The organism is Neptunomonas sp. XY-337 (assembly GCF_004959845.1).
In the GTDB taxonomy this organism is placed as follows: domain Bacteria; phylum Pseudomonadota; class Gammaproteobacteria; order Pseudomonadales; family Balneatricaceae; genus Neptunomonas; species Neptunomonas marina.
In genome coordinates this window covers 183,025-208,699 of sequence record NZ_SPLL01000001.1, presented here as the reverse complement: position 1 = coordinate 208,699, position 25,675 = coordinate 183,025, and the positions used below count along the sequence as shown (strand labels likewise).

The window sequence follows — 25,675 nt, the reverse complement described above, 5'->3', positions numbered from 1 at the left end:
TTACATGTAGACCCAATCAGCCGGTGACGTTGGGTGGTTGAGCTTTTGAACGACCTCGCGCTGGGCTAAGCCGCGCTTCATAGCTGCATCTAGCTGTTCACCTTGCACCTTCGCAACTTCAAGCTCTTGCAAGATGACCGTGCCCGACTTGAGATCAAGGTCATCCGGCTTGATGGTGGTTACCCGTTGCTCGTGAGGGCTGAGCCAGTTTGTGACGATGTAAACGGTCATGCTGTCCATGGCAGTTACTCCGGTTTATAGATTGGGATTTCAAATTGGATAGCTGGCATAGCGGCTTTGTAAGCCTTGCGGTTGAGCCAAGCTCGCACGCGCTGCTCATTTGCTATCACGCTGGAAGTGTGAGGTGCGCCGTATCCGTGCAGCACTCTCACGCGGTAATCGCGGCTAGGTTGCCGCTGGGATTGGCGTTCCATAGTGTTCTCCTGTTTGTTTCTGGCAAGACAGTTACGGCTGCCTTCTCAGAAATAAACGTGGTTTAACACGCCCGTCACACCTATCCATCTATGCAGATTCGGTCGCAACTCGCCGCTACGGGGTTTGGCTTACGCCTTGCGGGTCTAAGTTGGGTAGGTAAGTCGCCTACACGATTGGTTAAAGTTCTTGACATAAAGAATAATGAATTAAACAAAACATGCAAGATTTTTTGTCAAAAAGTTTAACCATTATTGGTCGGCTCTTTATACAATCGAATCAGAGTCTCAACATTTAGCGTGTTAAAATGTCTCGATGAAAAAAGGAATTTTGGTGCTGTTGCTGTTGCTATCTCCGGCAGCGATGGCGGGAAAGACATATGGAGATGTGGTTGTAGATCGTGTTGGCACCGTGATTGATGGTGACTCTTTTAAGGTGGATATCGACGAGTGGCCTGCGATACTTGGGAAGGGAGTTACCGTCAGAATCAACGGAATCGATACGCCAGAGCTGCGCGGGAAGTGCCCCTATGAAAAGCAGCTAGCGCGAGAAGCTAAGCAGTTCAGTGTAAGCGTGCTGAGAGCAGGGAGCAGGGTGGAGCTTAGAAACATTCGTCGAGGAAAGTACTTTCGGGTAATAGCTGATGTGTTTGTCGATGGAGTGGATCTAGGTAGAGTGCTTTTGAAGAAAAAGCTGGCTAAGTCATTTCAGGGAAGGAGAAGTAGGTGGTGCAATGGTTTCAAGGAAGACTGAAATCTATCTTCAGGCGTGTTATTGCGATTTATCTTCTCTATTGGCTCGCTTATACAGGGTTACACATAGGGACAAGATACCTATATCCCCTGAAATATGGAAATTTGTCAGAAGACCTTATTAATAGTCCTGTTGTTGGTTATGAGCTTGCATGGTTCGCTACGATAATATTTTTTTGGTCTCTGATTTCGTTTTTTCTCCTTTTTTGGTCTGTTATTTTTAAAAAAAGTGACTTTTGGTTATTCTTTGGGCTAACTATTCCCAGAGGGGTTTTGTTTAGATTAATCGACATGGTGTGGTATGTCGGATCACTTACCTCTGTAATCATATTTATGGTAGCTTTTAATTATGATTTCACTAAGTCACAAATATCTGAATATGAAAAAGACTTTACGTTCATACGTCAGGAAGTGAACGCTGCAAGAAAAATAGTGAAAGATAAGTGCTATTCATTAGATGGTTTTTCAAAATTTAATTGTGAGTTAGCCATCTCAAATAATAATATAGATGTAAGCCGCCTATGTGATAAAATTAGCGACATAAATAAAGATGATTATCACGAATTTATAGCGTTTTGTGGGGCATTTAATGAGTTAAAATTTATAGAAGAAAAAATAGATAAAAGTAAACGCATACTTGGAAAAATGGATGCGGAAACTGATGAAAAACCACGAGTAAAGTTTCTACTTTTCTTTACAGTCTTAATTGCCCTGAGGTTTGTTAAATCTTTTTCTGAGTTTATAGATGAAATTAAAAAATAAAAATATATGGTGAAGTGCCAGCTGCTTAAGCTGGCATTGAAGTGGTTAAAGCTTAACTGCTCTAAAAAACATATGGTGCTTTATGTCGTTCTCAGGTGGGGCTCTAAACTCTTTCTTTTCTTTGGATACCTCAAAGCCAATATCAGACATTTTCTTAATAAGCTTTTGGCTATGTCCAGGATATCGGCTATGCAGATAGTCATTCCATACAAAAGTGCCACCCGGCACAAGAACACGATGTAGCTCCTTTAGCTGAGAATCGAAAACTTTAAAATGCATGACAAATGATGAGAATATGCCTGTAATCGAGTTGTCCTCTAGCTGTAAAGTGTCACCTTCTCCGAATACACTTGTTTTAAATTCTCTCACGTTGGGAATTTGTGCGTAGGCTACGAGAGCTGAATCAACTGCTACGGGATTAAGATCCACACCAAACACAGACTGCGGCGGTTCCAAATCTGAGCCCGGGCCGAAAAGGCGAGCCAATAGGCCCCCACCGCAACCAAAGTCAATGACTTTCTTGTGAGCGTTGACCCTTAACAAGTTTTCGTAAAGATCTCGCATTACACAGAGCGAGTAGCGGACGTTAATAAGAGACTCTGCATGTTTGATCCGAGCGTTTGATACGGCTATAACTTCGTCTTTATCCAATAGTGCCGGTACTTTAGGTATGTAGAGCTGATCCATGTAACGATAGTAGATAATGCCCTCAACAGATATGATCGGCGGCCCCGGCTGTCTGAGTATCAGAAGCCCATCTTCAAATACACCACTCATCGCTCTCTAATCCAGTTGATCAGTTTGAATTTCTGAGATAAAAAATAAATCCCTATAACTATAGCAGTCAATAAGTCAACTGAAAGTAGTATTTTCGAATAAGTACAGTGCACGCTTACATCGAATACCTCAAAGAAGTCTCTGATATACGGTACTCCAGTATTTAATTTGGTTAGCCCTGTCGGGCTGAAGTAGTACCAAAAGAACCAAAACCCAATAGGGACTAAAGAGACGACTATCGCTGCTTTAAAGGCTTTTGTAGCTCGTTGGATAGTATGAGCTTTGAGGAACAGGCCCAGAGATGTTATCAACCATAAGAACTCAGCATTAAGTGATTGAGATAGGGGAAATAGCTCTCTGTAGCCAACGGTTTCAACACGAGTCGCATCAAATCCTAGTGATAGTATTAATGAAGCCGCTATGCCTAGCAGAAGCGCATTTACTTCTCGCTTTCGCTTTATACTTTTATCTTCTGTTGTTATGCCAGCGGAGTATAGCTTTAAATTTCCCTCGCGAGCTTGTTTGTCTAAGTGAGTAGTGTTTCTGAATCTCAGTAAGGTGGAATCTATAATGCCCCCTCTAATCCAGTCTCTAAAATATTTTATGCCTGAGTGAATTTGAATCACTTCTTCCTTCAATTCCTCTTCATCATAAAGATAACAAGTGGCATGCTGATTTTTTATCTCATTCATTTCAGGTAATTGATAGTAGACTTTAAAGTCAGGTATATTGATTTTTTGAGTGAATTCTATTTTATGAAATATTGAAATTCCATCGGTGGATTCTTGAGCTTCTAATAACTCATTAGTATGAACCCAAAAGCAGAACGAGCATGCTTTTTTGATCTTTTCTATACTTATATCTGGCCAGTTGTCTACTGAAAGTTGAATTTTACCATCGGTTGTTAATTTTCCCTTTAGTGGCACAAGTATAAATTTTTGATTTGACTTTTCATCATTGACAAAAATTATTCTATCAATAGCTGAATAATTTATAAGCGATATAATGTCGCTCTGTATCTGTAGATCATCAGCAGAGTTATCTATGTCTAATAGTTTGCGAGTCTTTTTAATGTTTTCTATATTTTCTGTTTTGTCTATCGGTTCTGATTTATTTCCCCAAAACTGTCTGAGAATGTCTATTTCTTTAAAATATGATGTCTTGTTTGAAAAGTTAACTTTGTTGTTTTTTTCGGTATAAGAGTGTTTGTTTTCTAAATTTAAAATAAGGTTGTCATCGCACTCTTGAGTAGAAAAAGATATAGCAGTATAGGTATCTAGCTTTCTTTTTTTGCTCGAGTCTCCTTTACCAATCACATAGAAAATAAAAGCCTTCTCTATTTTTACTGTTTGTCTCACACAGTCAGGCCGAATTCTGGTGTTAATATTCATTTATATGCAGTTCCGTGTGCAATGAAGGTTATAAAGTTGATTTCTTAATCTTATTCGGACGCTTTTTGAAGCCAATAGCTATCGCGAATATAAAGCCCGAAACTATATTTGGTAGTAAATTGCGGATTGCGGCTACCGCTGCTTGACGGTCCGTTAGTACTTCAGGGGACAGGAAGTGAAGGACAAGAGGAACTAGGCAAGCTGCAACGATTGCGCAAAGTACCGTAGCAGGGAAAAACAACCACCACCTTTTGACTTTACGCGATAGCAAATATATCAGTAGGGTTGTGAGTAAAATTGAAATCATAACGCTTTCCTTGCAGGTAGATTAACTCTACGAAGGTCAATGCCTTTTTGATATGGTCTTATGATGGTCAGCATATGCGACCTAGCGCACTTAGTTCGTAATTACACTCGTCTAATTGGCGCTACGAACCAGCGCAGCAGTTTGATCTATTGTACTAGTATTTGGCAATTCAAGCATGTCTCCGCAATTCTTTGCTTCGTTTAGCTTAATCAACTAGCCTGACGACCTCGTATTTTGTGCGTGTCACGCCATTTGATTGGCCATTGAAGTGTGGATACGACTCAACAATGGACGCCAATACTATTCCCGTTCTTAAGTCGATGTAAGTGAATCCTGCTCTTGTCGTAGAGAATGTGATATCTGAGAGAGAGCCAGCAGCAGAGAGGCTCATTTTGAAAACGGCGGCACGTCTTTTGTTCATCTCAGTCAGGCCAACAAACTTCAGTGTGTAGATTGACTCTTCTATATGCAGGTCGTCAGATCGAGGATTTAGGTCCATATCATTAAGCAAGGACTGCATGATTTCATGTATATCGCTGCTTATATCCTTCCGAATAGTGTTTCCAGCAAGAAGAGGGCGATTTAGTAATGCTGGATCTACAATGACCGACAATACTTGTTCGACCGCTAGTTGAAGGTATTTGATATCGTGACCTTGTTTTTTGATGCTTGTGGCATATACATCGTTAACTTTGATGGAGGATATATCTGTATCGAAACCACTTTTGCTCAAGAACGCATCAAAGCTGAGGTTCTCGCTCCCCATGTCCATCAAGATGCTATAAAAAATAGAAGCGCCGCGATCCTCTGCTCGAAGGTTTATCAATGCAGTCTGTCCGAGCTTTTCATCTGATACAAAGGCAACGGCTTTCTTAAATTGCGTCGGCTGTATGTTAGTAAACTGCTCAGGGGTTTCTAAATAATCATGGAGAGGAGGCGGAAGCTCAGCGAGAGCCGGTTTGTAACTGCTCTTCACTCCATTAGTGGCATTGCAGCCAACCAAAAGCAGCATCGAGAAAACAATGAGCATAGAAGAGAGTTTTTTCATTTTACGATCCTTGTATAAGTCCAAGTTTCTTGGACGTTTCGTATCCGCGACCCAAAAAAATTGGCGCTAAAGCTTCAGCTTTGCTTCGTTTACTGTACCTACAATCCTAAAAGCACATGTGAAACCTTTGCCGCCTGAGCTGCTTCTGCCTGAGTGGTTTTCAACTACCTTTCCGCCAGCCATGGCGCTTACTTCACAGCGAGCTTCTAGTCATTACCTGTTCTTAGCGTGACAGAATTTACACCACCTGCTTAGCCCATCTGCTTGCTTGGTTGACTTGAAGAAGCTGCTTTTCTCGCGTCGTTGGTTGCACTTAGAGCAGATTTTATAGCGACCATTACGTGTTTTTTTGGCGTGACTTTTAGTCTTGCTTTCGTCGATACAAGACTTGCACCATTTACTCAAACCGTCGCTGTACTTCTGGGTTGTATAGTACTCATCAGTCGATTTCGTGAGCTGGCACTTCGGACAACTCTTGACTCTCTTTAAGTCTCGTTGCTTGCGGTGCTTTTTTGACTCGCCACTAGAGAACGGGGTCTCAATAGCTAAGTGCTCAGGAACCGAGGAGTGGCTTGTGTCATATATTCGGGAAGAGGGGACTTGTTGGCTTCTATCAAGTCGTGAGGTTGTTTCCAGAGCAGGACTTTCAAATACAGGCTGATCAAGCTTTTGCGATGCTCTAGAGCGGTCGATTGCAGACCGAATATGCTCTTGTGAGACGTGACCACTTAGTGTTTGTTCAACTTCGACTCGTCCATGCTTATCAACCCTGCGAGTCTCAGTAAATGTCAGCTCTTCTTTGTTCGACGAAGAGTTTGAGTCAAAGATTTTATAAACAATAAAACCAATAACAATAAGAGCTATAACTTCCATGTCTAACCTAACTTATTAAATCCGTCTTATTGGCCTATGAACCAGCGCAACGACTTGTCCGATGATGTTGATGAACTGGAGCCTATCGGGGGAGATGATCTCATCTTCGTAAGCGGGATCATCCTTGTTATCGCTGCTAATCTTCCAAGTACCATCCAGCTTCCTAAAGAAGCGTTTCACCCTTAGATCACCTTCGAGGTTAAAAGCGAACACCGCATCATTAATCGGCTTTGTTTGGGACTTGTCGATCATGAGCTTATCGCCGTTGTAAAACGTGCGCTCCATCGAGTCACCGCGCACAGTCACGATCATTCCATCGCCAGGGAATACACCTGACTCTGTGTAGTAATACGCTGGAATTTGCAGGTACTCAGGCTCCGACTCTAGACCAGCATCAGCACCAAACCCAGCAGCGAACTCAACATCATAGATTGGCGTTGGGACTGTGCCGCCGTTCGAATCTAGCCCCAACGGTGAGGAGTCTAGGCCAAGACCTACAGCCCCTCTGTCGTTTTCGCCAATACCTGTCTGCAGCCACTCAACCGAGCACTCTAAGCCGGCAGCCAGCTTAATTAGAGAATCGCCTGACGGCTTGTTATTCCCTAAAAGCCAATGAGAAACCGAAGCGCGATTAATCCCCGCCTTGCGTGCAAGCGCTGCCTGAGAAAGCCCTAAAGCTTCCATTCGTTGTGCTATTCGAGCCGAAATAGTTTTTTCCATGTAAATAGTTTAAGCAAATTGCTAGTTAAAGACTTTGACGCTTCTGTTTAATGTGTTTAAACTTCTGTCATTAATTTTGGTTAAAGGTTGAAACATTTCATGACGCCAGAAGAAGCTATCGAGTATTTCAAAACTTATGAGAAAGCCGCAGGGGCAATGGGATTGTCGAGGCCGAGCATGTCCTACTACGTCCGAAAGGGCGGCCTTCCATACACGAAGCAGTGTGAGTTGGAAAAAGCTACGAGTGGAAAGCTCAAAGCTCGTCGTGAAGATGACCCAGAAAACCCATTCTATAAGCCGAAATCAGCAGCTTAGAGGCCATACAAAAAACAAACCAAGCAGCCAGCCGCAGCATAAGGACTCATTCCCATGAAGAAAGACCATAACAAGTGCATACACCTCACGAAGCCAGAGAACGACCAATTAAAACGTGCCAGCGAGCTAACCGACCGAAGTATGTCGCAGATCTTGCACGACTGTTTTGTCGTCGCGCTGAAAAAGCCCGGTGGTTTAGAGCAGCGTTTAGCTGAGGAAAGATTGACGCAGGCTCGCGAGCTTGTCACCGATTCTAATCATCCCATGGCTTCCATGGATTTCTTCAGCACAGAGCGTTCGCAAGATACCCATGACGATGCGCGCTTTTCGCGTCTCTTTGCTGAGGCGCGACGCCCAGACACTTTGCACGGCTGACCCGTTACCGATCTCAACACACTGTACGCCTTGAGGCTGATTGTTTGATTCCCTGAATCAGCCTCCTTTTTCAAGCGCATTTCCGAGTGTGCTTCAAAAAGCTGGCAGGAGATCTAGCTTAGCCATCCGGCGAGGACTGCCGGATGCAACACGCCAGTTGGCGCCATAGGTGGTGCCGACTGGTAGCCCTTTCTATGAGAGGGGACTGAACAGCGTCTTGGTCTTTATCGGCTGGGCTAGGGCACTGTTCAGTTACGAGCACAAAGCGAACGCGGCGAACGCTCCGCACTAGACAGGTAAAAGAAAACCCCCGTTGCTAAAGGCTGGCGGGCCACAACGAGGGTTTCACAGAGGAAACCATGATGTCACAGACCGCACAGGTAATCCAGTTCAGAAGGCCCCGCATGGAGCACAATGAAGAAGCACCCCTTAACTCGGGGTTTATAAAGTTGTATCGCACGCTTCAGGAGAGCGCCTTTGCTGGTCGTCCTGAATACCTATCCTCATGGGTCCATATACTCATGCTGGCTTCTCATAAGCCCCGAAAGACGATGTTAGGTACGAAGCCGGTTCAGTTAGAAATAGGGCAGTTCGCGTCAGGCAGAAAGGCGCTCGCTGAGCGTGTTGGTGTCACAGAGAAGCAGATGCGTAGCATTATCAGCTTCTTTGAAGCCGAAGGGATGCTGACAAAGCAATCAACACGTAACGGCTCAATTTTTACTGTATGTAATTACAGTGATTATCAAGAAAAAAAGGGCCAACACAGGGCCAACATTGAGGGCCAGCAAGAGGGCCAACCAAAACCCAGCAATGACGGGGCCTGTATTGAAACAGAGGCCAACGAAAGGGCCAACGGTGGGCCAACAAAAAGGGCCACTACACAAGAACACAATAATACTATCCCTAACGGGATAGATACTTATGCCTCATCCGCAGATTCACAGACCGTCAACGCTCCAACCCCCAAGCGATCTATCCATGAATACCCCAAAGAGTTCGAATGGATCTGGCAACAGCGTCCTCGTCGAGAAGGCTCAGATCCCAAGCGTAAGGCATTTCAAGCCTGCAATGCTCGCATCAAGCAAGGTGCAACATGGCGTGAACTCGCAGAGGGCATGAAGCGCTATGCGGCTTACTGCGAAGCGAAGAGCATCCTGAATACTGAATTTGTTAAGACAATGGCCTCATTCTTCGGCCCTGATGAACACTACACAAACGACTGGAAGGTGAACCATGGCCAAGCCCCACTCGCTCAACGATCTACTGCCACCGGCCCAAAGCTATCAACCGTCGACCGCCAGCACGCCGCCGCAAGCAACTACCTCGCGAGACTCCATGGTCAGCGACCAAGTGAAGATATCAATGACTCAGTTGTGGCTTCGTATGAGTGAGATCTATGGCGCGCAGTTTGCCAACCAGTACGGCGAGGTTGGCGGGGAGTCCTTCCAAACGTGGTGCTTGGGTTTACGCGATATGACCGAGGGCATGATCAAGAAGGGTTTCGTCAAACTACTGAAACGTGAGAGTCAGTTTGTCCCAAACCTCGGTGAGTTTCGCAAGCTCTGCATGACCACCCCAGAGGAGTTTGGACTGCCTTCGACCGAGGCCGCGTACTTGGAAGCTTGCAACAACGGGCATCGCGTTTTGCACGCCAAGTGGACCCACCCAGCGGTGTACTACGCCGGTAAGAACACCGGATGGTTTGAACTGCGCTCTGAAACCTCCAAGGTCACACGCCCACGGTTCAAGGCTGAGTATGAAGCCCTGTGTGATCGCGTCATGAACGGCGAAGTACTGGAGCTGCCAGAGCTTAATTCGCGCGCGCTTGAGCATCATCGCAACGGACGGAAGGTGGCAACCCAGCAAGCGATGAAGGCGGGGAATGCTGCGCTGGCTGAACTACGGAGACGGTTATGAGCGGTTTGAAGTACGACCATGCCGAGATCGTGGAGTACATCCGCACTCATGGTGACAAGAAGACGCTGACAGAGGTCGCTACTCACTTTGGATGCAGCACGTTCTTGATCAACATGATTCTCGATAAGCATGAACTGACTGTTTTCAAGAAGGGAAACGCAGCCACACCACTTACCCTATGGCCGGGAGTGAGTAAGCCGCTGCTCCGTGTTCCGTTCTCTGATTTTGGAAAGCGTTTGGAGGAGCTGCAGCGATGAGTAAGCAAGCGACAACGATTCGTTCTGAGTCACAGCTGCGGCCTGTAATGACCCGCGCATGGGAAATAGCCTGCGCCATGGTAAAGGCCGGTAAGCCTTGCTGTGTATCCATCACCGAAGAGAGCAAAACCCGCACGATGGAGAAGAAGTACCACGCGATGATTGGTGATATCGCCAAGCAGGTCACGTTCTTTGGCAAGAAGCGATACAGCCAAGATGTATGGAAAGCACTGCTGGTTGATCAGTTTGAGCAGGAAAAGCTCTCAATGGGCGAGCCCTTAACACACCCGGGGCAACTCATCACGAGTATGGATGGGCGTCGAACCATCACCGTACGGCCAACAACCACTAAGTTTCGCAAATCTGAGGCGGTGGACTTTGTCGAGTTTCTCTATGCGCAAGGTTGTGAAATGGGGGTGCAGTGGAGTGAACCCGCGCTAGCTGTCTATGAGGAGTACTACGACGAGATGCAAAAGCAGAATAGGAGAGCGGCGTGAGCATGAAGGCAAAACCTTACCGAAGTCGAAAGTGGTTGGCAGCTGTTGGGCAGTTAGACCAATGCGTGCTCTGTGGTGCTTGGGGTATTCAAGTAGCTCACCGGAACGAGGGCAAGGGGATGGGCCAAAAGGTCGATGATTCCCTGACCGCAGCAATATGCCCAGACTGCCACCATGAAATCGACAATGGTCATCACCTTTCACGAGAGGAGCGCCGAGAGAGAATGGACCGAGCGATTGTTCTGACATTACAGCAGTTGACGCGACGTGGACTGATAGAGGTGGCTGCATGATCGAGTTCTCTATTCCATTTCCGCCCTCGGTCAACAACATCACGGCTGTTGCGAACGGCCGGAAAATTACGAGCAAAAGAGGGCGGCAATTTAAAAAAGATGCGGTGGCCGCGATCAATGCCCAGTATCGAGGGCCAGTCCAAACAGGGCGCTTAGCGTTGCGCTTAACGCTATACCCACCATGTCGCCGAAAGCGCGATATCGATAACTACAGCAAAGGTGTTCTTGATGCCATAACCGCTGCGAATGTATGGGCAGACGATGAGTTAGTCGATGACATTCGAGTGATACGAGGGCCTGTTGTGAAAGGCGGAGCGTGCTTTGTAGAGATATCGAAATTCGAGGGTGTGGTATGAACGATCACCAGGTATCGGACCTCATCCTGCGTATGAAGCAGCGACGCCACCGCCATGACCGAAAACAGCTATTTGATTGGGAGACTCGCCATCTGAGCTCAGAGCAGAAACAACAGGTCGAGCAGCAAGTTAGAGACCGATGGGGTAGATAGCCCGAAAGGCGATTAAGGGCGAATAAGTAAACATGGTTACCATCGAGGGGCAAAAAGAGCAGTTATGGTGAACAGAAAGGATCAAATCGACGACCTGATAGGCATACTGGTGTCTTATTATCTTAGCCCCAGCTTATCTGCAGGCTGGCACGCACCATCTCAGTTAGAGTGGTTTCAGCAGATCACAAACAAGCGGCCGCCTAGCATCACTAGACAAAAGCAGCTTACCGCGGCCTTTGCATCAGCAGATGAGCACCAGAGCAATGACAAAGCGGACGATAAGATGATCAGCGAGGCTAGGTTCCTGCGCCGCGAACATCACAACTATGGAAAGGCTCGGGCTATGTTCCGCAATGTCGAAGACAAATACGCCGCGGCAGTTCTTGCTCGGGCATATCACCAAGCAATTTATAAGCGCGTGTTCTCGAACAAGGAGTTGGCAGATCGGTTGGAAGTATCGGTACGGTCTTACACTCACAATCGAAATGTAGGTTACGACCGGCTAGCGTATAATCTTGAGATCATAGAGGGGTTTGTGCAGGAGGCAGGGTAGTGCTCGCTATTTTCAAGAATGACCAGCTGCGGTTTTTTGTAGCCAGAGCTTCAGTGGTATTACTGATTTCTACTGCTTTGTTAATGGAGTTTCGCTTCATCATGGGGTATACCGGCGCACTGGATTCGTTCTACTGGGCTTTGAGTCTTTTCGGTAGTGCGTTTGAGTCGAGCGTTGTTCAGTCTGCAGTGGTGGGCTGGTATATCGCGGTCGTTACTCTTAGGTATCAAGACTTCATAGGTGTAAAAAAGGACGCCCGCAGCGCAACCAGCAATATTTTTGAGGCTAAATGTTCCTCAAATGAATGTGTTCTCAACTGCTCGGGTAGTGATACCACCAGACTTTTGAATACTTACTTTTACATACCAGCAAAACAATGGATCGAACTCGGGTTTCAAAGCGAGGCTGAAAAGATTGTAATTGCGGGGAATATGGTAGGTCAGCGTCTAGGCCTTCGCAAAATAGGGGATGTATTCCGATTCTCTTCAGAGGATGATTTAGTGTGTGTCAGGGCTCTTTGCTTGAGAGCTGTTGGAGAAATTAGCTACCCTAAGAGAATATTCTTGCCGTTGCCCTTAAAACTATTTAAAGATCCGGTTGACCCTGACGCAAATTAGTGTAATTTTATACAGGTAAATAGCTATGATGTAGTTTTTGCGTCTAGCTGAAAAGAAACCTCGCTTCGGCGGGGTTTTTTTATGCCTGAAATTTGACCTCTTGCCATGTCGTGAGACAGCGCAGCCTTCCGAAAACGTCCAGCTGTGAAGCTCGACTGAGTAGGACCTATCCAATCAATCATGGTGATTCAAATGACAAACCTCTGTCGCAGAAACGGTGACCGGAGCGATTTCCCGCGCCCGGGCTTTCTCATTGCACTATTAGTAATTGCCATGTGTGGCCTTGCTGGCTGTGCTTCGAATGAACCAATCAGTGCAAACCAACTAGAGCTAATCAAATCGCAGATGGCGCAGTCCACGTTGAGAGCGCATTGCCCATCTGGTTGTGACATCACATATAAGGATCCGCGCGACAAGTTGCATGTCCCGCGCCAGACAAATGGCTGGGACTTCGCGAACAACGTCGTGAATAAGTCAGTCGGCATTGCTCCTTGGGCGGCAGTGACAAAGATCGCAGCTGACGGTTTCAAAGCGGCAGGGCACAACACGAGCAACAGCTATAACAGCGATTCGGTTGATAGCTCTCATGATGGCGATCTGATCAATGACAGCTCCAGTCACGTGGACTCAACGGCACCGCCTACTGTGATCGAACAACCGGCTCCGGTAATCGTGAACCAGCCCACCCCAGTGATCGTTAAGGATGGAAGCGGTGAGTGAATCACGGATTGATCGCTTAGAGATGCAGGTCAGCTATCACGAGAAAGAGATTGACGAGCTCAAGAAAGGGCATGGTGAGCTGAGCGAAGCTCTCAGCAAAATGGTCGGTAGCTTGAATCAGATTAAATGGGCCGTGATCGGGGCGATCTTGTATGCGATTGTTCAAGAGTTCGGCTGGCTAGCTGCTCTAAAGGCCGTACTGGTATGAGCCGCTTATCTATTCAGCCTCTCGTTGAGCTCGCGCGCTATGACGGTAACGGCATGTCATTTTCTGCTAGCTGTGTGATCACGCGCACGTTGCCTAACTCTGTCGATGTGCATCTTGCATGGGCACAAACGCAGGGCGTCGGTATCTTCAGCGCCTTCATTGCAGACCTAAAAGCTCATTATGCAGAGCAGGGGATTACCAATGCTCGTTTCTTCCGCGACGGAGAGTTGATCGACCTGCCTCTAAACGGAGGTTGTGATGAGTAAGTTTATCTCTGCTGTTGGTGAGCGTCTGATGAACATCATTATCGCGCTAAACCAACTAATCAATGCTGCTTTGCTTGGTGGGTATCCCGACGAGGCCATCTCATCCCGCAGCTATCGCCTTGATCGTGATCGCGGCGTTCGCTGGCCAAAGCGTATAGTGAACGCAATCTTTTTCTGGCAAGACGACCACTGTCGTAACGCCTACGACTCTGAGATGGAGCGGCGTCATATGCCACCGGAAATGAGGTGTAAAAAGTGAGACAGTCCACTGTTGGAAATCCAATTCAGGCCTTTGCGGTATCAAGCATTCGCACCAACGTGACAACGCTAGATCTTCGTAATGTTTTGGCTATTCGATTAATCGCAGATGCCGATTATCAACTCGATGGGAATACAGCCACTATGCCGCGTGGTGTGACCACGTTTGCGAGGCACATCAGCGAGATAACCTTCACAGCTCCTCAAGTTGTAGAGGTCATGGAGGGATAATGTTAGAGCTTGATCTGTCGTTCGGTGTCGGTAGTGGCGCAGGTGAGCCAACACGGTTTCACTTTGCAAACACATCTGAAGGCGAAGCCGTTGCTATTGACCTTGTAGGTATTGATACAGGGCTCAGTGGCTCGATTGTCGCTTCGTCTGTGAGCATTACCGCCACGCCTATCAATGGCAACGTTTCGTTTAGCGCCGCAACTGGAGAGTTTAGCTATACACCCAACTCGGGTATCTCTGGCTCCGATGCGTTCCGCTTCACTGTTGAGAACTTGGCGGGCGATGTCTCGGTTTCTATCAAGGTTACCGTAGCTATTGCGCGATCTGCGCTGGTGATTGAGACCGTTGGTAGTGATGATCTCAGCTTGGGGCGCGATATCAGTCCAAGCAGTGTAGATATGGAGTTCACGACAACGGGGGCAGTTGACCTAGATCTTGGCCGTTCAGTAAACAGAGTAAGCACGCTTGGTAACGCTGATTTGCGTTTGGGGCAAGGCGAAGCGCCTGTTGCCCAGACGGTATGGACGCCAGAGCGGGACGCTGCGGGTGTCGTCACCGCAGAGTCTTTGACTAAGATCCCAGTCACGAGTCTGGATGAGCTGTACTTCGTCGAAGTGGCGGGCTTTGATCCTGTAGCGCAGATTCGAGCGGAGTTGGATGCAAACGGGTTCGATGTTAACACCAAAGCTTTCGGTACCGGCGGCAAAGTAGGTGCAACCTTCCGATCCTGGATTGGGCAGGCATTCGATGAAAGAACGAAAATTGCCTATTTGTTATGTAGCGGGGGGCACGGAGATTCAACACTCAATGGTGGGTGGAGAATCAACTACAGCACCATGTCTGCGGACATCTTCGCAATGCCATCTGATCCTGATCACCCAGACTACCCCTGGAACCCCGATTACAAGTCGTTGAGCGGTCGTATCGAGTCCGGTATTGGATTTGGTGGTGTCGATATTGCTGCCAGTGGCGGCTTTGAACCTTACGAGTATGAGCAGTATTACACGGAAGACGGTGAGTTCAAGATGACTCTCCCGGATGGCCGACCGCCTTCTAGTCATACATACCAAGGGGTTGGTATTTGGGATGACAATACTGTCTTTTCCGTAAGGCAGGCATATGCCTATCACAAGCTCGATACTGGGGAGACAGGTAGAGAGCATATGTTTTACAAGGGTACTAGCGAGTATCACTCGGGTGGGCCTTGTCAGTACATGATCCGATGCGACCAAAAGAATACCTACTATGGACGTATGGCCAGAGTGATGGACAGCTTTGGAATGTACAAGCTGGAAGGGGCAAACCCGACGCAGATGATCAAGCTTGGCACCGTGCCTGCGGGGCTTTACGCCACCGACTACACCCGACTCGCGAAGGTGAACGATCAGAAGATGATTTTCTGGTGTGACCACCGTGGCACATTTGCCGAGTTTGACATGATCAGTGAAACGTGGGGGCCGGTGCAAACCGTAAATAATGCTCTCACTACTATCAATACTGATGGTGATTTGGTGAGAGTTCAGGGTGCGTCTAACCCATCAATGTTCATTGAAGAATGGGGAGCTAATGGGGTTGTACTGACAACCTACGCGGGTATGCACGACACGATCGTCGAGGAGGACGGCCTGCCGGTTGGCAACTCTTTTTTCTATCTCGACTTGTCAGACAACACACTCAAGCGGGTTGAACCGAAAGGGGCATACCCCGACCAGCACGGTTCTTACACAGAAAACAAGAGCTTCGCAACAGAGCTGCACGGTATGAAATTTATCATCTACCTGTGGTCTCGAAGCGGCGAAACATCGAAAGTATATCTAGCGAGGGTTACATAATGGCTGCGCCAAGCGGAGTTTTATCGATCAAAGGATCCTTCAAGAAATTTGATCGGGTCTATGCAGATGTCAGTTACGACGGTCAAGACCATACGGGTTTCGAGTGGAGAATGAACGACGCCGGGAATTGGAACTTTGTTTCAATTGATGATCTGGCCGGTCGACCGTTGAGCACGCCAAAGCTAGGAAACTGGGAGGCGTACAAGTTATCGGTCAGAGCGGTCAACCAAGATGGGGAAACTTCTGAGCAGTCGGTGTCGGGAACCTGTATCCACAGCGGAACCTTCCCAACACAGGCCCCACAAAGCGCACCAGTCTTTGTCAGTGACAGCACTCAAGGCTTTACATCTCATCAAATTAACTGGGAAGCATCCGCTTCTGACGCGTCCTATATCGTGATTGATCGTGATGACGATTCGGATCGAAACTTCTCCACGCTGACGTATCACGTTGTTGATGATCTAGTTCCGGGTACTGAGGTCACATACCACTTAAAGTTTGTGAATGATTTTGGTGAAGGGCCAAGTACCCCCGTCACAATAACGACGAGCGGCTCCGCGCCAACCGCAGCCCCTTCTGGGGTTTTGACTGTCAGCGACGCCCAGTTCGTCACTGGTGACTCTGCAATGATTGTTCACAGCTACGATTCTAACGATGCCTCGCGTACCGAGTATCGGGTCAATGGTGGAGATGCCAAGTTGGCGCGCTCGAATCCGCTGGTGCTAACGGGACTGCCAGAAGGAACAGTCAATGTCGAGATGCGTATGACTAACGACATTGGTTCGATGGAGTGGGTTGCCGTTACCCCGTTTGTATCGGGTGGCGGCGACAATACTCAACCGCCCGATACAATACCCCCATCGATCTCGCTGAACGCTCCGACCAATATTCATCTCGAAACAGGGAATGTTTACACGCCCCCCAATGTTACGGCGAGCGATGGCACTGACGGCGATTTAACGGGCGCCATTACGATGTCTGGTGCTGATTTTGATACAGGTGCGGCGGGTGGACCATATGAGGTTATTTTTTCGGTAACGGATGCCGCCGGAAACAGCGCAAGCGCGTCGCAGTTCGTTGTTGTGATCGAAAATACAGCTGACACAACGCCTCCGTCGATCTCTCTAAACGCCCCAACCACTATCCAGCTCGCTGTAGGCGATGCGTATGTGGCACCTGCCGTTACAGCTATTGATGATATTGATGGCGATCTTACATCGAGTATCACAGTGACGGGTGATGACTTTGACACGAGCACAGCGGGCGGGCCGCATGAGGTTGTATTCTCGGTAACCGATGCAGCTGGAAATAGCGCTTCCGTATCGCAGCTCGTTACAGTAATCGCCTCATCTGCTAGCGAGCCGGAGCCAACTCCCCGCGGCGTCTTAGGTAGCGATGTGCCTGCTACTGGACAACATGGCCCGAGCATCATTTATGAAGACGTAAGTTTGCCAGCGGACGCTAATGCTCGCTTCTATTGTGAAGTGGTTGGAGCGACGCCTGCAGGTCTAACGCTTTCCGATGACGGCTCGTTGCATTGGGCTTTCCAAGGATACGGTGATCATGAGTTCACGGTTGCCGTATTTAAAGATGGCACGAAGATCCGTGAAAAAGTTGTGCGCTGGACAGCGTCGGCCGCATAGCTATTCCCACCAACTCCAGCCGTGAGGCGCGAGGTTTCTATGAGCTACAAACTGGGTAAGCGTTCCCGTGAGCGTCTTGAAGGCGTTCATCCTGATCTGGTGCGCGTAGTAGAGCGAGCTATTCAAAAGACGAGTGTTGATTTCACTGTGCTGGAAGGCGTTCGTTCAATTGACCGACAGCGCAAGTTACTGGCTGCTGGATCATCTACGACCTTGCGTAGTCGTCACTTAACCGGCCACGCCGTTGATCTTGGTGCTTGGGTGGATGGTCGAGTCGATTGGAGTTGGCCTCCTTACTATGAAATAGCTGAGGCTATGTTCGCCGCTGCTCAGGAGTTGGGCATCCCATTGGAGTGGGGTGGCAACTGGGCATCGCTCAAGGATGGACCGCATTACCAATTGCCTTGGGCATCGTATCCAGCCGAGCGAAACGTAGCATGACAGATGACCGATACCGGAGTCGAAAATTTGCTTTAGCGGCTGTTTCGGCACTGGTCTCTCACATCGCGCTGTTCTCAGGGCAGCTTGAAGGCGGTACTTGGGTTGCAGCGCAAACGCTCATCTTAGGTATGTACAATGCCGGAAACGTGGGAGAGCGCTATGTTAAGCCCGATTAAGTACTGGCCTTTTGTGGCAGCACCACTAGCGATAGGGCTCGTATATTTCATCTACACAGAGCTACAGGAAAAGGCTGTACTCGAAAGTGAGTTGCAGCAGATGAAAGATAGTCAGCAGCTAGAAACTAAAGTCGACCGCGTACTTGAAAGCCAACTAGCTGAGCAGCGTAAATCCACTCAAACCATTACCGCCCGGGTGAGACATGAAGCCGATACTTCGACTGATGGCCGTCTTTCTGATGAGTTTGTCCGTGGCGTCATGTGCGCTAACGGACTTGTTATCGAAACCGCCTGCAGCGATTCCAGAACGATACCTTAGAGACTGCGAGCTTTATCTTGCTGATGGGATCCAGAGAAAGCATTTGCTGAACTGGGGAATACTGAATGTCGGCGCCATTAAAGAGTGCAACGCGCGACTGAGGTGTGCGAGAGAGGTCAATGCCGGAAGGCTAGAGCATTGCAAAGATGAGTAGGCAGCCCTAAAAGGAGGTGGTCTATATCTCGCTGTTTCCGGTCAGCGTTAACAAAACCGATGATTTAGCCGCTTGAGAGAAGCCGCATGGGTAGAAACAAAGAGTTCAATTGGACAGAGCAGCGCCGTGAGTTCTGTCGTCAGTACATTATTCAGAAACAAGGGCAATCTGCTGCGATTACCGCTGGGTATAGTCCCGCATCAGCAGGCAATACCGCTTATAAGTTGCTGAAGATGCCAGAGATTAATGCGTATATCGCTGAGCTTATGGAGCAGCGGATAGAGCGCACAAAGATCGATGCCGATTACGTCCTTCAGCGGCTAGTTGAGATTGATCAGATGGATGTGCTCGACATCATGCACTCTGACGGCTCATTCAAACATATTGCTGATTGGCCGCCGATCTGGCGTCAGTTCATCTCTGGTATGGATGTAGCGGAACTGCATGAAGGCCGGGGCGACGAGCGGGAAATGATTGGTATCCTCAAGAAAATCAAATGGCCTGACAAACTCAAAAACCTTGAGCTGCTCGGTAAGCATGTCAATGTACAGGCGTTTAAGGATAAGGTTGAGCATTCCGGCAAGCTGCAGCATGAGGAGCTAACCGACGATCAAATTGAAGCCCGGATAGCGGCTCTTGAACAGGCGGGATAGGCTTGAATATCTCGCGCTTCTGGAAGAAAGAGCCCGACGCAAAGCAAGGCGCAAGTTCTTTGATCTGTTTCCAGATGAAGGGCCTCTTCGGCGAGAACTCTACAAAAAGCATCTGGAGTTTTTTAGAGCCGGTGCTGAGCATGACGAGCGCTGTTTTATGGCAGGTAACCGTGTTGGTAAAACAGAGTCAGGCGGTGGCTATGAAACTGTGTGTCATGCCACGGGGTTGTATCCAGAGTGGTGGGAAGGACACCGATTTGAACGTCCGATTAAAGGACTTCTTTCTGGTGACACAGGCATTACAACGCGGGACATCATCCAGAAAAAACTGTGTGGCGATTGGGATGACCTCGGCACAGGACTTATACCTGGCGACAACCTGATCATCGAGCAGTGCACGCGGAAGCATGGCATTCCTGAAGCATTTGAGTCATTGGCTGTACGCCATGTCAGCGGCGGCGTTTCTTCACTTAAACTTCGCTCGTACGAGCAGGGGCGAAAGATATTTCAGGGCACTGAAGAAGACTGGATTTGGTTCGATGAAGAGTGTCCTCTTGATGTGTATGAAGAGGCCTTGATCCGAACTATGACCACGCACGGTCTTACAGTTCTGACGTTTACCCCACTTAGCGGCCTGACGGAGTTGGTCGTGAGTTTCTTGGAATCAGTAGGTGAGCTATGAGCAGGGCAGTGATTCAAGCAGGCTGGGACGATGTACCGCACATTTCCGACGAGATGATCGAGCGTATGACTAAAGGTATGGCGCCACACACGGCAGACGCGCGCCGTAAAGGCATTCCGTCTCTGGGCTCGGGCGCGATCTATCCAGTTCCTGAGGAGGAAGTGTTTATTACCCCTATTCAGCTGCCAGCACACTTTTATCGAGCATGCGGCTTTGATGTTGGCTGGAACAAAACTGCTGCAATCTGGGGAGCGCATGACCGGGATAGTGATGTGATCTATTGCTACTCGGAACATTACCGCGGGCAGGCAGAGCCTAGCGTTCATGCCTCAGCGATTAAGGCGCGAGGAGATTGGATTCCCGGCATCATTGATACTGCGGCGAGAGGACGATCTCAAACTGATGGTCGGAACCTCTGGGACCTGTATGAAGGCGAGGGCCTGAGTTTGGTGGGAGCTGATAAGGCTGTTGAAGCAGGTCTTCTGGAAGTGTACGAGCGCTTATCTACTGGGCGCCTGAAAATCTTCAGTACCCTAACCAGCACGGCGAGTGAATATCGTATCTATCGTCGTGACGACAAAGGGCGGATTGTTAAAAAGAACGACCACCTCATGGATGCGCTGCGATATCTCGTCATGGGTATAGAGCATGCCATAACGAAGCCCGTAGAAACGACATTTAGCCGTCCGGCAGTTGGCGATTCTGTAGCCGGATATTAAATAGAAAATCCAGTCGTGAGACTCGAATGCAAGAACAGCAACCACGCTCCCTAGAGCATATGAAAGATAGCCTCGATAGCTTGGCTACCTCACTGACCGAGAAGGCTAGCCGGCAGGTTTCCAAGCGCTCTCAAATCGAGCAACGTTGGTTGGAAGATCTACGCCAGTTCCACGGTGAATATTCGCCGGAAGAGCTTAAAGGAGTTGAAGGGTCCAAGATTTTCACCAACCTGACGCGCAATAAAACCAATGCAGCAGAAGCACGCTGTCAGGATATGCTCTTTCCGACTGATGATCGTAATTGGGGTATTAAGCCAACACCTGTCCCCGTCATCACCGGTAGCGCAGGCTCAGCACATGGCGATGATCGTCAGGCTAAAGCGATGGCTGATGCCATGCAAACCGAGATTGATGATCAGCTCAACGAGTCGAAGTACCCGCTGAAATCCCGAGACATTATTCATGATGCTTGCCAATGCGGTACTGGAGTTCTAAAGGGGCCTGTGGTCGTTGGTCGCTCTAAGCGTCATTGGCGCAAGGCAGAGAATGGTTTTGAGCTCGATGTTAAAGAGGACTTAGCCGCCGCGGTTGAGCGCGTTGATTACTGGAACTTTTTCCCAGATATGTCCGCGCGAACGATCGAAGAAGCTGAGTTTATATTTGAACGTCATCTTTGGACCAAAAAGCAGTTGCGAGAGTTCTCGAAGCTGCCTAACACGATTACCTCGAATATTAACGAGTTTGCGAAGGGCGATAGAGACGAAGCGTCTATCGCTAAAAACTATATCGATGATATTCGCGAGATAACCGGCGTTGATACGATTGGTGAATCAAATAAGTATGAGGTTTGGGAGTATCACGGCCCGATTAAAAAGCAGCAACTGATCGATGCGCTTAGCATTGCGCAGGCCGATGAGAAAACGCTAGATGAGGTCGATGGTCTCGATAATGAACTTTATGGCATCGTGTTCTTTTCCTCCAACAAGGTGCTAAAGGTATCTCTGAACTCTATGGATACCGAGGAGTTCCCGTATTCGGTGTTCAATTGGGAAAAGGATGAAAGCTGTATCTTTGGTTTTGGCGTGCCTTACCTGATGCGAAACCCGCAGAAGATTATCAACGCCTCTATGCGAATGATGATGGACAATGGCGGACAGTCAGTGGCTGATCAGATTGTCATTAACCAATCCCTCGTACAGCCAGCGGATGGAAAGTGGGCTTTAACACCTAAAAAGGTTTGGGTAACGCGTGAAGGGAAGACAGTCACGGATATTCGCGCCGCTTTTCAAAGCTTCAGCACCCAGTCACATCAAGCCGAATTGGCCAATATATTCTCTTTAGGTCGCCAGTTAGCGGATGAGGAAACTAACTTACCTCTGATTGCTCAGGGCGAGCAGGCTGGTCATATCACTCAGACAGCGCAAGGCATGTCGATGCTGATGAACTCTGCCAATATCGTGCTGAGAAGAGCTGTAAAAAATTGGGATGACGATATTACGCGTACACTGATTGGTCGGTTCTACGACTGGAATATGCAGTACGGTGAGAACGATGATATCAAAGGCGATTACACCATTGATGCTCGTGGATCTGGCGCCCTCTTGGTGAAGGAAAAGCAGCAAGAAAACCTGATGGTCTATGCAAATATCGCTGCTGGAAACCCAGAGTTTAATATCAGAACGGATTGGAAAGGCCTGCATGAGCAGATAGCGAAGTCGCTGGAGATTCCCATCGACAAGATTGCGTTATCGGAAGAAGAGGTCACCCAGAGACAAGAAGAAGCTCGTAAAGCGGCTGAGAATCAGCCTTCTGACCCATCTCTGCAGTTAAATCAGGCGAAGCTTCAGTTAGAGCAAATAAAGCTGCAAGCCGATGCTGAGTACAAGCAGGCGTCATTGCAGCAAGAAGCACAAATCAAGCAAATGGAGCTAGAGCAGAAGCGAGAGCTAGGCTTAGCGGAGATCGCAGCACGCAACGAGATCACGATTGCTCAGCTTGAGGCAAAAGTTGGTATTGAACAGCAACGTGAGCAGAACAAGCGTGATATGGCTGCAGTGAAGGCCAATCAGGATCAAACCAAGCTGCAGCTGCAGGCTGAAAATCTGAGTAAGGGGTTTGACACCTATGGCAATTAATACCCACTCCCGTACCTGGAATGAAGTTGTAAAGTTTGCGAATGAACGACGCAGTACTGCTGTTGGTGAGCTCATTAACGACGTTAATTCCGAACAGCAGCGCGGGATCATCAGGCTTATCGATGACTTGCTTGCTCTGCCTGAAAGCAAAGAGCCTGTTACAACCAGCTCACAAGATTACCTTTAACCCGCAACCAAGAGCCGTCTGAGAAGATCGCTGGAGGAACTATGTACCAAGAAGAAAGCCAACCTACAGAAACGCCTGAAGTATCAGAAACACTGGATCAGGGCGAGGATAGCTTTGATGCTGCGTTTGAAGAGTTTTCCAATGACTCTAGTGGCGGCGATAGCGCAACTGCAGCAGTAGGAGTAGTAGCAGAAGAGGCTGCGGCTGAAGCTGGAGATCAGCCCGGCCAGCCACGTGACGAGCAGGGGCGCTTCACGAACAAGGATGCAGTCTCAGAGGAAGCGGCACCTGAAGGTGGGAATCAGGAAGAGCAGGAAGCAATCGCCGCGGACGGCGCCACGGATGGTCAGCAGGCAGGCGGGACAGATTGGGACTCTCAGGACAACCCATGGAAGCATCGCTATCAGTCCGAGATGGGTCGAGTGCCTACGCTACAGCGCCAAATCAATGAGCTGCAACGCCAGCTTCAAGCGAATCAAGTTGCAGCGCCAGCGCAGCAGGAGCAAGCAGTCCTATCAGAGCAAGATATGTCTGCGTTGGCAGAGACCTTTCCTGAGGCAGCCCGCGCGATTCAAGCTCAGGCAGCTCAGTTGCAGCAGTTAAGTACGTCATATCAGCAGCTGCAGAATCAGGTTGTACCGATTCAGGAGCAAGCACAGCACCAACAGCATCAGATGCAAGTCCAATTACTGGATCAGCAGTTTCCCGGCTGGCAGCAAACCGTCAGTACAGCAGAGTTCACGGACTGGATATCTTCCCAGCCTGCGCATGTGCAAGAGCTTATGAATAGCAATGACGCCTCTGAAGCTGCGTATCTACTCAATGGCTTCAACCAGCATCAGGACTATCAAAAGCTGCAGCAAACTCAGCAAGAGCAGCATCGAAAAGCGAATCGAGACCGAAAGCTATCACAATCGCAGACCCTGCCTGCTAAAGGCCATGCTCAGCGATCAGCAGCAGAAGACGATTTCGATTCAGCTTTTGACGAATTCGCAGACTAAGCGTATGGCCTCTACGGACGCTTAACGCTTGGTTTGCTCGCAACACCCGTAACCGAAAAAACGGACGAACATAAATGCCTAGCCTCTATGGACGCTGGGCTTTTTTATGACTCCTCCGTGTAAGCCGGTGAAAGGAAAATCAAACCCTTTTTATTTCTTACACTTAGGAGCAAAACCTAATGCCACAAACAACCTATGGCTCCATTAGCCAACGAACTGCCGCATGGGCTGCGGCGGATATGCTGAAACACGCAGAACCCGTGATGATTCTCTCGAAGTTCGGGCAGCACAAACCGATTCCGACGAATACCGCCAACGCTGTTAAGTTTCGCCGTGCAATTCCTTTCCCTGTTGCGACAGCAGGATTGCAAGAGGGTGTTACTCCAGCTTCTCGCCAGATCCAGTTTGAAGATGTTGAAGCAACGTTGGTGCAATACGGTGACGTTGCAGAGATCACCGATCACGTTCAGGACATGGCTGAAGATCCTGTTCTAAAAGTCGGTACCGAGTTATGCGGTGAGCAGGCCGGTGCGACTATTGAAGCGGTCACTTGGGGTGCTATTCGCGCAGGCACGAGCGTCTATTACGCAAACGGCAATACCCGCAGCGGTGTCAACCAGCCAATTAAGCTGAAGCTGCAGCGCGCAGTGACTGCAGCGCTAAAACGTAATAAAGCGAAGAAAGTCACCAAGATGGCATCTTCTTCTGTGAAGTACGGCACTGAAGCGATTGCTGCAGCATACATTGCTGTAGCTCACACTAATCTGGAATCAGATATTCGCGATATGCCAGGCTTCACGCCGGTCGAGAAATACGGAACTACCAAACCTCTGCCATATGAAATCGGTAAGGTTGAAGATGTTCGCTATGTGCTGTCCCCAGACTTGGACGCATTCCTTAATGCGGGTGGTGCTGCTGGGAACATGGTATCCGACAGCGGCACGAATGCTGACGTTTACCCTGTCATCTACTTCGGACAAGACGCTTATGGCTGTATTCCTCTCAAAGGTAAAAAAGCGATTACGCCGAAGGTAACACCGGTCGAAGAGACTGACTCTAGCGACCCGCTAGGTCAACGTGGTTATGTCGGCTGGAAGTCTTACTTTGTAGCCAAGATCCTAAACGAAGGCTGGATCGTCCGCTTAGAAGTCGCTGCGACTGACAACATGCAGTAACGGCTTCGCTGCCAAGGATGGTGGCGCTCCCCTAAATTTAAACTGCCTGTGAAGGCCGTGAGGTAAGTATGTCTATCGAAGATTTGAAATTGTTGAACATCGATCAGTTAAAGGCGAAAGCTGAAGAGCTGGGTATTAACTATGGCGCCAACATCTCTGAGAAAGGTTTGTTGAAGAAGATTGCAGATGTCCTCGGCGAACCGCTAGAAAGTGATGATGCTGATACTTCGAAACCCGTTCTGCCGGAAGGCACGAAGTACGTTGAGGTTATGTTTCCAGAAGACGATAAAGACACTCAACCAGTGCAGGTTCATGTTAATGGCCGTTCTTTTGTCATGCCTCGTGGCGAGTGGCATAAGGTGCCTGATTACGTCATTGAAGTACTGAATAATGCGAAAAAGAAAGTCTACAGCCCGAAAGATATGAAGCCTCGAGAGGTGCTGGCCTATCCGTTCCAGTCTCGTGAGTATCAAGGTTAACT

Annotated in this window: 37 protein-coding genes; 31 read left to right on the top strand and 6 right to left on the bottom strand. The window is 48.5% G+C overall.

Going from position 1 to position 25,675, the window contains the following annotated elements; genetic code table 11:
- Both E4L36_RS01155 and E4L36_RS01150 read right to left on the bottom strand, forming a co-directional pair.
- On the bottom strand, positions 1–240 hold the full coding sequence (locus tag E4L36_RS01155; RefSeq protein WP_136678639.1) for a hypothetical protein: 240 nt from the start codon (positions 238–240) through the stop codon (positions 1–3).
- A 5-nt stretch (positions 241–245) separates the two neighbouring features.
- Positions 246–434 (bottom strand): hypothetical protein, encoded by a 189-nt coding sequence (locus tag E4L36_RS01150; protein ID WP_136678638.1) that lies wholly within the window; start codon positions 432–434, stop codon positions 246–248.
- A 313-nt stretch (positions 435–747) separates the two neighbouring features.
- On the opposite strand from E4L36_RS01150, the gene E4L36_RS01145 reads away from it, so the two are divergent.
- Together E4L36_RS01145 and E4L36_RS01140 are read left to right on the top strand one after the other, a co-directional pair.
- Positions 748–1,185 (top strand): thermonuclease family protein, encoded by a 438-nt coding sequence (locus E4L36_RS01145; RefSeq protein ID WP_136678637.1) that lies wholly within the window; start codon positions 748–750, stop codon positions 1,183–1,185.
- Entirely contained in the window at positions 1,161–1,946 is a 786-nt protein-coding gene (locus E4L36_RS01140; protein WP_136678636.1) for a hypothetical protein, read from the top strand. Before E4L36_RS01145 ends, E4L36_RS01140 begins: the two co-directional genes overlap by 25 nt.
- A gap of 45 nt (positions 1,947–1,991) precedes the next feature.
- On the opposite strand, the gene E4L36_RS01135 is transcribed toward E4L36_RS01140, so the two are convergent.
- The 4 genes from E4L36_RS01135 to E4L36_RS01120 form a co-directional block, all read right to left on the bottom strand.
- Positions 1,992–2,723, bottom strand: a complete 732-nt coding sequence (locus E4L36_RS01135) for a class I SAM-dependent methyltransferase (RefSeq protein ID WP_136678635.1) — start codon at positions 2,721–2,723, stop codon at positions 1,992–1,994.
- Positions 2,720–4,114 carry a hypothetical protein gene (locus E4L36_RS01130; protein WP_136678634.1) on the bottom strand — a complete coding sequence of 465 codons (1,395 nt, stop codon included), beginning with the start codon at positions 4,112–4,114 and terminating at the stop codon, positions 2,720–2,722. The genes E4L36_RS01135 and E4L36_RS01130 overlap by 4 nt, the downstream gene beginning before the upstream one ends.
- A gap of 512 nt (positions 4,115–4,626) precedes the next feature.
- The gene (locus E4L36_RS01125) at positions 4,627–5,469 is read right to left on the bottom strand and encodes a hypothetical protein (protein ID WP_136678633.1); all 843 of its coding nucleotides are present in this window, start codon (positions 5,467–5,469) and stop codon (positions 4,627–4,629) included.
- Between the two features lie 888 nt (positions 5,470–6,357).
- Complete coding sequence (locus tag E4L36_RS01120; RefSeq protein WP_127692856.1) at positions 6,358–7,062, bottom strand: helix-turn-helix transcriptional regulator; 705 nt, start codon at positions 7,060–7,062, stop codon at positions 6,358–6,360.
- A 99-nt stretch (positions 7,063–7,161) separates the two neighbouring features.
- On the opposite strand from E4L36_RS01120, the gene E4L36_RS01115 reads away from it, so the two are divergent.
- The 29 genes from E4L36_RS01115 (at position 7,162) to E4L36_RS00980 (ending at position 25,673) form a co-directional block, all read left to right on the top strand.
- Positions 7,162–7,377 (top strand): Cro/CI family transcriptional regulator, encoded by a 216-nt coding sequence (locus tag E4L36_RS01115; RefSeq protein WP_127692857.1) that lies wholly within the window; start codon positions 7,162–7,164, stop codon positions 7,375–7,377.
- Between the two features lie 54 nt (positions 7,378–7,431).
- Positions 7,432–7,752, top strand: coding sequence for a hypothetical protein (locus E4L36_RS01110; RefSeq protein WP_136678632.1), 321 nt, complete (start codon positions 7,432–7,434; stop codon positions 7,750–7,752).
- A gap of 359 nt (positions 7,753–8,111) precedes the next feature.
- Positions 8,112–9,143: a hypothetical protein gene (locus tag E4L36_RS01105; protein WP_136678631.1), complete on the top strand. Its 1,032-nt coding sequence runs from the start codon at positions 8,112–8,114 to the stop codon at positions 9,141–9,143.
- Positions 9,136–9,669 (top strand): replication protein P, encoded by a 534-nt coding sequence (locus tag E4L36_RS01100; protein WP_169051436.1) that lies wholly within the window; start codon positions 9,136–9,138, stop codon positions 9,667–9,669. Before E4L36_RS01105 ends, E4L36_RS01100 begins: the two co-directional genes overlap by 8 nt.
- Positions 9,666–9,926 (top strand): hypothetical protein, encoded by a 261-nt coding sequence (locus E4L36_RS01095; protein WP_136678630.1) that lies wholly within the window; start codon positions 9,666–9,668, stop codon positions 9,924–9,926. The genes E4L36_RS01100 and E4L36_RS01095 overlap by 4 nt, the downstream gene beginning before the upstream one ends.
- Entirely contained in the window at positions 9,923–10,423 is a 501-nt protein-coding gene (locus E4L36_RS01090) for a recombination protein NinB (RefSeq protein WP_136678629.1), read from the top strand. The genes E4L36_RS01095 and E4L36_RS01090 overlap by 4 nt, the downstream gene beginning before the upstream one ends.
- A 2-nt stretch (positions 10,424–10,425) precedes the next feature.
- Positions 10,426–10,716: a hypothetical protein gene (locus E4L36_RS01085; protein ID WP_127692863.1), complete on the top strand. Its 291-nt coding sequence runs from the start codon at positions 10,426–10,428 to the stop codon at positions 10,714–10,716.
- Entirely contained in the window at positions 10,713–11,072 is a 360-nt protein-coding gene (locus E4L36_RS01080) for a RusA family crossover junction endodeoxyribonuclease (protein ID WP_136678628.1), read from the top strand. Before E4L36_RS01085 ends, E4L36_RS01080 begins: the two co-directional genes overlap by 4 nt.
- The gene (locus tag E4L36_RS17770; protein ID WP_169051435.1) at positions 11,069–11,224 is read left to right on the top strand and encodes a hypothetical protein; all 156 of its coding nucleotides are present in this window, start codon (positions 11,069–11,071) and stop codon (positions 11,222–11,224) included. The genes E4L36_RS01080 and E4L36_RS17770 overlap by 4 nt, the downstream gene beginning before the upstream one ends.
- A 64-nt stretch (positions 11,225–11,288) precedes the next feature.
- Entirely contained in the window at positions 11,289–11,777 is a 489-nt protein-coding gene (locus tag E4L36_RS01075) for a hypothetical protein (protein ID WP_127692865.1), read from the top strand.
- The gene (locus tag E4L36_RS01070) at positions 11,777–12,394 is read left to right on the top strand and encodes a hypothetical protein (protein WP_136678627.1); all 618 of its coding nucleotides are present in this window, start codon (positions 11,777–11,779) and stop codon (positions 12,392–12,394) included. The genes E4L36_RS01075 and E4L36_RS01070 overlap by 1 nt, the downstream gene beginning before the upstream one ends.
- 192 nt (positions 12,395–12,586) lie before the next feature.
- Positions 12,587–13,114, top strand: coding sequence for a hypothetical protein (locus tag E4L36_RS01065; RefSeq protein ID WP_136678626.1), 528 nt, complete (start codon positions 12,587–12,589; stop codon positions 13,112–13,114).
- The gene (locus E4L36_RS01060) at positions 13,107–13,322 is read left to right on the top strand and encodes a hypothetical protein (protein WP_127692868.1); all 216 of its coding nucleotides are present in this window, start codon (positions 13,107–13,109) and stop codon (positions 13,320–13,322) included. Before E4L36_RS01065 ends, E4L36_RS01060 begins: the two co-directional genes overlap by 8 nt.
- On the top strand, positions 13,319–13,588 hold the full coding sequence (locus E4L36_RS01055; protein ID WP_136678625.1) for a hypothetical protein: 270 nt from the start codon (positions 13,319–13,321) through the stop codon (positions 13,586–13,588). Before E4L36_RS01060 ends, E4L36_RS01055 begins: the two co-directional genes overlap by 4 nt.
- Positions 13,581–13,847, top strand: a complete 267-nt coding sequence (locus tag E4L36_RS01050; protein ID WP_206064473.1) for a hypothetical protein — start codon at positions 13,581–13,583, stop codon at positions 13,845–13,847. Before E4L36_RS01055 ends, E4L36_RS01050 begins: the two co-directional genes overlap by 8 nt.
- Positions 13,844–14,077 (top strand): hypothetical protein, encoded by a 234-nt coding sequence (locus tag E4L36_RS01045; protein ID WP_136678624.1) that lies wholly within the window; start codon positions 13,844–13,846, stop codon positions 14,075–14,077. The genes E4L36_RS01050 and E4L36_RS01045 overlap by 4 nt, the downstream gene beginning before the upstream one ends.
- Positions 14,077–15,909, top strand: coding sequence for an Ig-like domain-containing protein (locus E4L36_RS01040; protein ID WP_136678623.1), 1,833 nt, complete (start codon positions 14,077–14,079; stop codon positions 15,907–15,909). The genes E4L36_RS01045 and E4L36_RS01040 overlap by 1 nt, the downstream gene beginning before the upstream one ends.
- Entirely contained in the window at positions 15,909–17,552 is a 1,644-nt protein-coding gene (locus tag E4L36_RS01035) for an immunoglobulin-like domain-containing protein (RefSeq protein WP_136678622.1), read from the top strand. The genes E4L36_RS01040 and E4L36_RS01035 overlap by 1 nt, the downstream gene beginning before the upstream one ends.
- Before the next feature lie 39 nt (positions 17,553–17,591).
- Entirely contained in the window at positions 17,592–17,993 is a 402-nt protein-coding gene (locus E4L36_RS01030; protein ID WP_136678621.1) for a M15 family metallopeptidase, read from the top strand.
- Positions 17,990–18,169 (top strand): hypothetical protein, encoded by a 180-nt coding sequence (locus E4L36_RS01025; protein WP_127692875.1) that lies wholly within the window; start codon positions 17,990–17,992, stop codon positions 18,167–18,169. The genes E4L36_RS01030 and E4L36_RS01025 overlap by 4 nt, the downstream gene beginning before the upstream one ends.
- Positions 18,153–18,488 (top strand): hypothetical protein, encoded by a 336-nt coding sequence (locus E4L36_RS01020; protein WP_136678620.1) that lies wholly within the window; start codon positions 18,153–18,155, stop codon positions 18,486–18,488. The genes E4L36_RS01025 and E4L36_RS01020 overlap by 17 nt, the downstream gene beginning before the upstream one ends.
- 240 nt (positions 18,489–18,728) lie before the next feature.
- Positions 18,729–19,295, top strand: coding sequence for a terminase small subunit (locus tag E4L36_RS01015; protein WP_127692877.1), 567 nt, complete (start codon positions 18,729–18,731; stop codon positions 19,293–19,295).
- Positions 19,279–19,977: a terminase family protein gene (locus tag E4L36_RS01010; RefSeq protein WP_136678619.1), complete on the top strand. Its 699-nt coding sequence runs from the start codon at positions 19,279–19,281 to the stop codon at positions 19,975–19,977. Before E4L36_RS01015 ends, E4L36_RS01010 begins: the two co-directional genes overlap by 17 nt.
- Positions 19,974–20,696, top strand: coding sequence for a hypothetical protein (locus tag E4L36_RS01005; RefSeq protein WP_136678618.1), 723 nt, complete (start codon positions 19,974–19,976; stop codon positions 20,694–20,696). The genes E4L36_RS01010 and E4L36_RS01005 overlap by 4 nt, the downstream gene beginning before the upstream one ends.
- Positions 20,697–20,722: 26 nt before the next feature.
- Positions 20,723–22,831 carry a cell envelope integrity protein TolA gene (locus E4L36_RS01000; protein WP_136678617.1) on the top strand — a complete coding sequence of 703 codons (2,109 nt, stop codon included), beginning with the start codon at positions 20,723–20,725 and terminating at the stop codon, positions 22,829–22,831.
- Complete coding sequence (locus tag E4L36_RS00995; RefSeq protein ID WP_136678616.1) at positions 22,821–23,018, top strand: hypothetical protein; 198 nt, start codon at positions 22,821–22,823, stop codon at positions 23,016–23,018. Before E4L36_RS01000 ends, E4L36_RS00995 begins: the two co-directional genes overlap by 11 nt.
- Positions 23,019–23,059: 41 nt before the next feature.
- A complete protein-coding gene (locus tag E4L36_RS00990; protein ID WP_136678615.1) occupies positions 23,060–24,019 on the top strand; it encodes a hypothetical protein in 960 nt (319 codons plus the stop codon).
- Between the two features lie 179 nt (positions 24,020–24,198).
- A complete protein-coding gene (locus tag E4L36_RS00985) occupies positions 24,199–25,194 on the top strand; it encodes a N4-gp56 family major capsid protein (protein ID WP_136678614.1) in 996 nt (331 codons plus the stop codon).
- A 68-nt stretch (positions 25,195–25,262) separates the two neighbouring features.
- Complete coding sequence (locus E4L36_RS00980; protein ID WP_127692884.1) at positions 25,263–25,673, top strand: hypothetical protein; 411 nt, start codon at positions 25,263–25,265, stop codon at positions 25,671–25,673.
- The last annotated feature ends 2 nt before the right edge of the window (positions 25,674–25,675 follow it).